1 protein-coding gene is annotated in these 516 nt (G+C 41.7%); it reads right to left on the bottom strand.

Features of this window, described 5'->3' with window-relative positions:
- Nucleotides 1–280, bottom strand: a 280-nt coding sequence (locus ACFVVO_RS39415) for a hypothetical protein (RefSeq protein WP_390061706.1), incomplete at its 3' end; no start/stop codon positions are given.
- Nucleotides 281–516: the final 236 nt, after the last annotated feature.

Here is a 516-nt window from a genome sequence, read left to right as displayed (position 1 = left end):
CCTCTAAATCTATAATGATTTGCTCCAACATATCATTGAAAAGCTTATGTCTAAAACCTTTCGGTTGCTTCTTGGCCAACTTATCGAGCCGTTCCTTCAAATCATTTCTAGCATAAAAATTTATTTTCGTATGAGTATCTTCCATCTTCGACCCGTTTCTCGTCCGATATGGGCCTCTTTTTTTGTTTTTTTGACCTTTTACACCCGAAGACGTTAAAACCTCTCTATCGGCCTCTAAATGTGTTTTAAACTCATTTTCCAAAATAGTCCCTTCTTTCATGAGTGTATTTCATTCTAAACATAATTACGGCCGGCTACGCTGTTGCGCTGCCGGCCATATAAACGTAGACATGTAGACGTGTCTACTTAATTCATTTATTAGACAGCTTTTTCAACATGGTTTGATACATTGCTTTTTCATCTTCGGTCAATGTTTCCTGGAGAAGCTGCTCCGGCACACCGCGGAACGGACCGATACGGACCAGGTCCAGGGCGTCCATCTCCACCGCGTTCCAT

The sequence above is a fragment of the Streptomyces sp. NPDC058145 genome (genome assembly GCF_042884245.1).
GTDB lineage: Bacteria > Actinomycetota > Actinomycetes > Streptomycetales > Streptomycetaceae > Streptomyces.
The sequence above is the reverse complement of the archived record's forward strand: the minus strand, read 5'-3'. Positions and strand labels throughout refer to the sequence as shown.